This is a genomic window from Thermobifida cellulosilytica TB100 (genome assembly GCF_001517975.1).
Taxonomy (GTDB): Bacteria; Actinomycetota; Actinomycetes; order Streptosporangiales; family Streptosporangiaceae; genus Thermobifida; species Thermobifida cellulosilytica.
Map to the genome: position 1 here is coordinate 49,866 of NZ_KQ950183.1, position 6,525 is coordinate 56,390.

Genomic DNA, 6,525 nt, shown 5'->3' on the forward strand with positions numbered 1-6,525 from the left:
GCCGAGCCGTTCGGCCAGGGCGGCGTCCAGGCGGGCGACGTCCCGGCCGTCCGGAGCCACGACGAGCACGCCGGGCCAGCGCGACCGCGGCGCACCAGTGCGGCCCCGGCAGCGCGGTCCACACCGCGCGCGGTGCCCGGTCCGCGCGCAGCGCGGCCAGGAACGCCCGGCCGGCCGGGTAGTCGGACCAGGGGCCGACGTCGTCGGGCGGTGCGGGCGGCTCGGCCGGGGGCCGCGGGGTCCTCCTGCTCCACCCGGGCGTGGCGCGGCGGCACGGCCAGGCGCAGCACGTCGCTGAGCGTGCCCGCGTAGTGGTCGGCGACGGCGCGGGCCAGTTCGGCGATCTCGGGGGTGAGCACCGGTTCGGGGGAGACCACCCGGTGCAGGTAGGAGAGGCGGCCGGGGAAGTCGGACTCGTCGACCCGTTCCAGCAGGAACCCGTCGAGGGTCTGGCCGTTGAAGCGGACCCGGACCCGGCAGCCGGGCACGGCCGCCTCGTCCAGGGACTCGGGCACGAGGTAGTCGAAGGGACGGTCCAGGTGCGGCAGCGGGGTGTCCACGGCGACCCGTGCCACGGGCCGGGTGGCGGCGGGTCGGCGCGGGCGCGGCCGCGGGGCCGTCGCGGCGCGGGGAACCTCGAAGAGGGCCGCCTCCGCGGGATCTGGCTGGTCGGACATTGCCTCCCCGTTCTACCAGAGCCGCGGGGCCGCCCGGCGGGACGGCGGCGCCGCTGTGGAGGACGGCGCGGCCGTCCCGCCGGGGAAAGGGGGGAGGCCCGGGCCGGTGCCCGGGCCTCCGGTGCGCTGCCTGAGGGGTCAGTTGGCAGTGCAGGTGAGGGTCGGGACGCTGTTGGCGCCGCTCTTGGAGCCGACGAAGCCGAACTCGGTGGAGGCGCCGGCGCCCAGCGCGCCGTTGTAGCCGACGTTGGTCGCCGTGACGCTGGAGCCGCTGGTGGACACCGTGGCGTTCCAGGCGTTGGAGATGGTCTGGCCGTTGGCGAAGGTCCAGGTCACGGTCCAGCCGTTGATGGCCTGGTTCGCGGTGACCTTCACGTTCGCCTGGAAGCCGTCGTTCCACTCGTTGGCGATCGTGTACGTCGCGGTGCAGGCGCCCGATCCGGGGTTGCCCGGGTTGCCGGGGTTGTCGGGGTTACCCGGGTTGTTGGGGTTGCCGGGGTTGTCAGGGTTGCCCGGGTTGTTGGGGTTCCCCGGGTTGTTGGGGTTGCCGCCTGCGGCGATGGCCAGGTCGTATGCGGCCTGCGGCACGAACTGGCCGGCGGCGGCGATGCAGCCGTCGGCTTCACCCGGCAGCTTCACCCACAGGAACGCGTCGATCATCGGGTCGCCCGTGTTGGTGGTGCTGGGCGTGCCGATGGCCCGTCCGCTCGGGTCGCACCACTCGCTGCCGGCGGGGCCGTTGCCGTTGCGGCTGGTGTCGATCACGGCGCGCAGCGAGGGGTTGCCGATGGCCGAGAGCACGGCCTTGGCGTAGGCGACCTCGTCGGAGGTCCACCGGTAGTTGGAGGTGTTGGTGGCGATGCCGTGCGCGCTGTTGGAGATGTCGGCCTGGTTGAGCCAGGCGGCCATCTGCGCGGGCGAGTGCCAGGCCGAGTGGCCGGCGTCGAAGTAGACCCGCGCCTGCGAGGACCCGGCCTTGAGCGTCTTGCCCGCGTACGCCAGCGTTTGCAGCACCTCCTGCTGCGTCGACTGCATGCAGCTCGACATCAGCGAGATCAGGTCGGGCTCGACGATGATGTAGGCGGGGCGGTTCTTCAGGCCGGCGGCGAACTCGTTGATCCAGGACCGGTAGGCGCTGTGGCTGGGCGCGCCGCCGCTGCTGTGGTTCCCGCAGTCGCGGCCCGGGGCGTTGTAGACCACCAGGATCGGGATCTTGCCCGCGGCGGCGGCCGCGCTGACCAGCGCGTCCACCTGGCCGGTGATCTGGCCGGGGTTGTGGTGGGCGAACCAGGTCGCCTGCGGGACGCTGGCGATCCGGTCGCGGATCACGGCCGCGCGCGGGTCGTTCGGGTTGTTGCGCACCCACTCGGCGGACGCCATGTTGGGGTTGACGTAGAACGGGGAGTCGTTCGCGGCCGCCTGCGACGGGAAGACGAGCGCAGCCGCGCTGAGCACGGCCGCGGCCGCTGCCCCGAGCAGCGCGCGAAGAGGTTTGGGGGACATCCTTTGGGGCTCCTAACGGGCACGAGGGCTCCGGAGGGACGCGACGGGAACGCGATTGGGAGCGCTCCCAGGTCGCTCTCCGTTTCGGACCATAACCATCGGTGAGGGTTATGTAAAGACCGAATGTCTGCCCCGTTGCCGTTCTGCTTCCCTCGAGAGGGGCGGATTTTTTCGGAAAAGCGCATAAAAGCGACAAAAGGCCGTGCGCGCGGAGTGACTAGTGGTTTCAGACGTCTGATGATGTGCGCTGATCATTTCTGTGCCCCGGAATCCCAGGTGGCAGCAGAGAAAAGAGAACCGGTGGGCGGCAGCCCGGGAAGCGGGCAGTGGTAGGAGGCCCCGGGGCGTCCCGTGGAAAACCACGGCGAGTGATCGGAGAGAAGTTCCGGCACTCGCGGAGCCGTTCGGGACAACGACGGGGCGGCGGAGGCCGGTGCGCCGCACGGCCGGTCCGAAACGCCCGGGCGCGGCGCACCGGAGAGCGGACGGGGAGGCCGCGGAGGTCAATACGCTTGGACCACGGCCGGATCGCGCGGGCGGGCACGCCGCGGCGCACCGGCCGCGTCGACGTCGCGGATAGTTGGGGGTCCTCCATGAGACTGGTCTTCGCGGGCACGCCCGAGGTGGCCGTGCCGTCCCTGGACGCGCTGCTCTCCTCCGGGCACGAGGTGGCCGCGGTCGTCACCCGGCCCGACGCGGCCGCGGGGCGGGGCCGCCGGGTCGCGGCCAGCCCGGTGGCGCGCCGGGCCGCCGAGGCCGGGATCGAGGTCCTCAAACCCGCCCGGGCCGACGACCCCGACTTCCTCGACCGGCTGCGGGCCATCGCCCCCGACTGCTGCCCCGTCGTGGCCTACGGCGCGCTGCTGCGCCAGGAGGCGCTCGACATCCCCCGCCACGGCTGGGTCAACCTGCACTTCTCCCTGCTACCGGCCTGGCGCGGCGCCGCCCCCGTGCAGCACGCCGTCCTGCACGGCGACGACATCACCGGAGCCACCACCTTCCGCATCGTGCGGGAGCTGGACGCCGGGCCGGTCTACGGCACGGTCACCGAACCCATCGGCCCCCGCGACACCAGCGGGGAGCTGCTGGAACGCCTGGCGCGCTCGGGGGCCGAACTGCTCGTGCGCACCCTGGACGGCATCGCCGCGGGCGCCCTCGAACCCCGCCCCCAGGAGACCGAGGGGGTCACCTACGCGCCCAAGCTCACCCCCGACGACGCGCGCGTCGACTTCACCGCCCCGGCCGTGCACGTCGACCGCCTCGTCCGCGCCTGCACCCCCGCGCCCGGCGCGTGGACCCTCTTCCGCGGCGCCCGCCTCAAACTCGGCCCGGTCCAGGTGCGCGCCGACGCGCCCGCGCTGCCCCCCGGCCGCCTCGCGGTCACCCGCAGGGAGGTCCTGGTCGGCACCGCCACCCACCCGGTGCGGCTCGGCGAGGTGCAGCCGCAGGGCAAGAAGGCCATGGCCGCCGCCGACTGGGCGCGCGGCGTCCGCCCCGGCGACGACGAGCACCTCGGGGACCAATGAGGCCCGGCGCGGACCGATACCCTCATTGACGTGGGACGCACCACAGTGAACAGCGCAGACACGACCAGGCACGAGGCGGCTCAACCGTGACCGACAGACCCCGATCCCCGTACCGCTCGACCCGCCGCGTCCGCGGCGGCCCCGCGCCGCAGCCCCGCCGCCCCCGGGACCCGGCCCGCCGCGCCGCCTACGACGTGCTCAACGCGGTGCAGAGCCGCGACGCCTACGCCAACCTGCTGCTCCCGGTGACCCTGCGAGAGCGCGACATCACCGGCCGGGACGCCTCCCTGGCCACCGAGCTCACCTACGGGACGCTGCGCCACCAGGGCTCCTACGACGCGATCCTGGACGCCTGCGTGGACCGCTCCCTGCGCTCCGTGGACGCCGAGGTCCTGCCGCTGCTGCGGATGGGCGCCCACCAACTGCTGTCCATGGACGTCCCCCGGCACGCCGCGGTCGACAGCTCCGTCGAACTGGCCCGCCGGGTCGTCGGCCACCACCGCTCCCGGTTCGTCAACGCCGTGCTGCGCAAGGTCAGCGCCCGCACCCTGGACGAATGGCTGTCCGTGGTGGCCCCCGACCGCGCGGCCGACCCGGTGGGGCACCTCGCGGTGGCCCGCAGCCACCCCCGCTGGGTGGTGCAGGCCCTCGCCGACGCCCTGGGCGAGGACCCCGCGGACGGCCTGGCCGAGACCGAGCGGCTGCTCGCCGCGCACAACGAGCGCCCGCGGGTGACCCTGCTCGCCAAGCCCGGCCGCGCCACGGTCGCCGACCTGGTCGCCGAGGGGGCCGTCGCCGCGCGCTACTCGCCCTGCGCGGCGGTCCTGCCCGAGGGCGACCCCGGAGCGCTGCACGCGGTCCGCCAGGGGCGCGCCGCCGTGCAGGACGAGGCCAGCCAGCTCGTCGCCCTGGCGCTGAGCCGGGTCCCGGTCGACGGGGCCGACCGGCTGTGGCTCGACATGTGCGCCGGCCCCGGCGGCAAGGCCGCCCTGCTGTCCGGCCTCGTCGGGCAGCGCGGCGGGCGCCTGCTGGCCGCCGAGGTGCAGCCGGCGCGCGCCGGGCTGGTCGCCCGCGCCGTGGACCGCTCGGTGGGCGACTCCGCCCGCGTGGTCGTGGCGGACTCCACCCGGCCGCCGTGGCGCGACGGCCGCTTCGACCGGGTCCTGGTGGACGCGCCGTGCACCGGGCTGGGCGCGCTGCGCCGCCGCCCCGAGGCGCGCTGGCGGCGCACCCCCGACAGCCTCGCCGAGCTCGTCCCGCTCCAGCGCGCCCTGCTGGAGCGGGCGCTGGACGCGGCGCGCCCCGGCGGGGTGGTCGGCTACGTCACCTGCTCGCCGCACCTGGAGGAGACCCGCGGCGTGGTCGGCGGGGTCCTGGCCGCGCGCGGCGACGCCGAACTCCTCGACGCGGCGCCCCACCTGCCCGAGGTGCCCGACGCCGCCGCCGACCGCTTCGTGCAGTTCTGGCCGCACCGGCACGGGACCGACGCGATGTTCCTCGCCCTGGTCCGCAAACGCTGAGCCGGTCCGAACCGCGGGTTCGGCGCCAATACACTCTCCTACCGTGGCAATCCAGATCTCACCCAGCATCCTCTCCGCCAACTTCGCGCACCTGGCCGACGAAGTCGAGGCGGTCGCCCGCACCGCCGACTGGCTGCACGTCGACGTCATGGACAACCATTTCGTGCCCAACCTCACACTGGGCCTGCCGGTCGTGGAGTCCCTGGTCAAGGAGTCGTCGCTGCCGCTGGACTGCCACCTGATGATCGAGGACCCCGACCGGTGGGCCCCGACCTACGCCGAGGTGGGCGCGGGCAGCGTCACCATCCACGCGGAGGCCGCCAAGGCCCCGGTGCGCACGCTGCGCGCGATCCGCTCGGCCGGGGCGCGGGCGGGCCTGGCCCTCAACCCGGCCACGCCGGTCGACGCCTACGCCGACCTGCTGGGCGAGATCGACATGCTGCTCGTCATGACGGTCGAGCCGGGGTTCGGCGGCCAGAAGTTCCTCGACCTGGTGCTGCCCAAGATCCGCCGCGCCCGCGAGCTCATCCGCAACTCCGAGGCCTCGGTGTGGCTTCAGGTGGACGGCGGGGTGAGCACCGAGACGATCGAACGGTGCGCCGAGGCCGGGGCCGACGTCTTCGTGGCCGGGTCCGCCGTCTACGGCAGGGAGGACCCGGGGGCGGCGGTGGACGAGCTGCGCTCCCTGGCGGAGCGGGCCGCCGGGCGCTAGAACGCCTCCGTCCCGCACGCCCTCCCCGCGCGGCCGACCGGGGGCCGCCGGTCGGCCGCCCCGGCAGCCGACCCCCGCCGTGGTGGCGGAATACGCCCCTGTGGCACACTGTTGACCGAGAAGTACGAACGCGTGCTCCGGGGTCGGTGAAAGTCCGAACCGGCGGTGACAGTCCGCGACCCAGCCGAAGCCATCGGCTGGTTGAACCGGTGGAATTCCGGTACCGACGGTGAAAGTCCGGATGGGAGGCAGTACGTGTTGGATTGGTGCGGTGCTCGCTGCGGCGTGCCACCGCGGTCCATTGGCGGTCGACGCCGCCTTGCCCCGGAGCCTGACCAGGCTTGGGGGAAGGCTCTCGCATGTTCACCGGAATCGTCGAGGAACTCGGCACGGTCGTCGACGTCGTCCCGGTGGGATCCGACGCGCGCGACGCGGTCCGGCTCACCGTCCACGGCCCCGAGGTCACCTCTGACGCCTCGCCCGGCGACTCCATCGCGGTCAACGGGGTGTGCCTGACCGTCACCGAACTCGGCGACGGCCGGTTCGGCGCCGACGTCATGAAGGAGACCCTGGACCGCTCCAACCTG

Annotated in this window: 4 protein-coding genes, 2 pseudogenes and 1 riboswitch; of the genes and pseudogenes, 4 read left to right on the forward strand and 2 right to left on the reverse strand. The window is 74.1% G+C overall.

The genetic code is table 11. The annotated features are described in order from the left end of the window. Together AC529_RS12930 and AC529_RS12935 are read right to left on the reverse strand one after the other, a co-directional pair. A pseudogene (locus AC529_RS12930) lies at positions 1-677 on the reverse strand (primosomal protein N' family DNA-binding protein); the annotation flags it as partial. A 138-nt stretch (positions 678-815) separates the two neighbouring features. Beyond that, positions 816-2,180 (reverse strand): glycoside hydrolase family 6 protein, encoded by a 1,365-nt coding sequence (locus AC529_RS12935; protein WP_068757020.1) that lies wholly within the window; start codon positions 2,178-2,180, stop codon positions 816-818. 593 nt (positions 2,181-2,773) lie between these two features. Between AC529_RS12935 and fmt the strand changes: the two genes are divergently transcribed. The 4 genes and pseudogenes from fmt to AC529_RS12955 all read left to right on the forward strand — a co-directional run. Continuing rightward, entirely contained in the window at positions 2,774-3,706 is a 933-nt protein-coding gene (fmt, locus tag AC529_RS12940) for a methionyl-tRNA formyltransferase (protein WP_068757588.1), read from the forward strand. A gap of 86 nt (positions 3,707-3,792) precedes the next feature. Next, on the forward strand, positions 3,793-5,226 hold the full coding sequence (locus AC529_RS12945; protein ID WP_068757022.1) for an RsmB/NOP family class I SAM-dependent RNA methyltransferase: 1,434 nt from the start codon (positions 3,793-3,795) through the stop codon (positions 5,224-5,226). A 43-nt stretch (positions 5,227-5,269) separates the two neighbouring features. Next, positions 5,270-5,938 (forward strand): ribulose-phosphate 3-epimerase, encoded by a 669-nt coding sequence (gene rpe / locus AC529_RS12950; protein ID WP_068757024.1) that lies wholly within the window; start codon positions 5,270-5,272, stop codon positions 5,936-5,938. A gap of 128 nt (positions 5,939-6,066) precedes the next feature. Continuing rightward, positions 6,067-6,197: riboswitch (FMN riboswitch) on the forward strand. 100 nt (positions 6,198-6,297) lie between these two features. Further along, a pseudogene (locus AC529_RS12955) lies at positions 6,298-6,525 on the forward strand (riboflavin synthase); the annotation flags it as partial.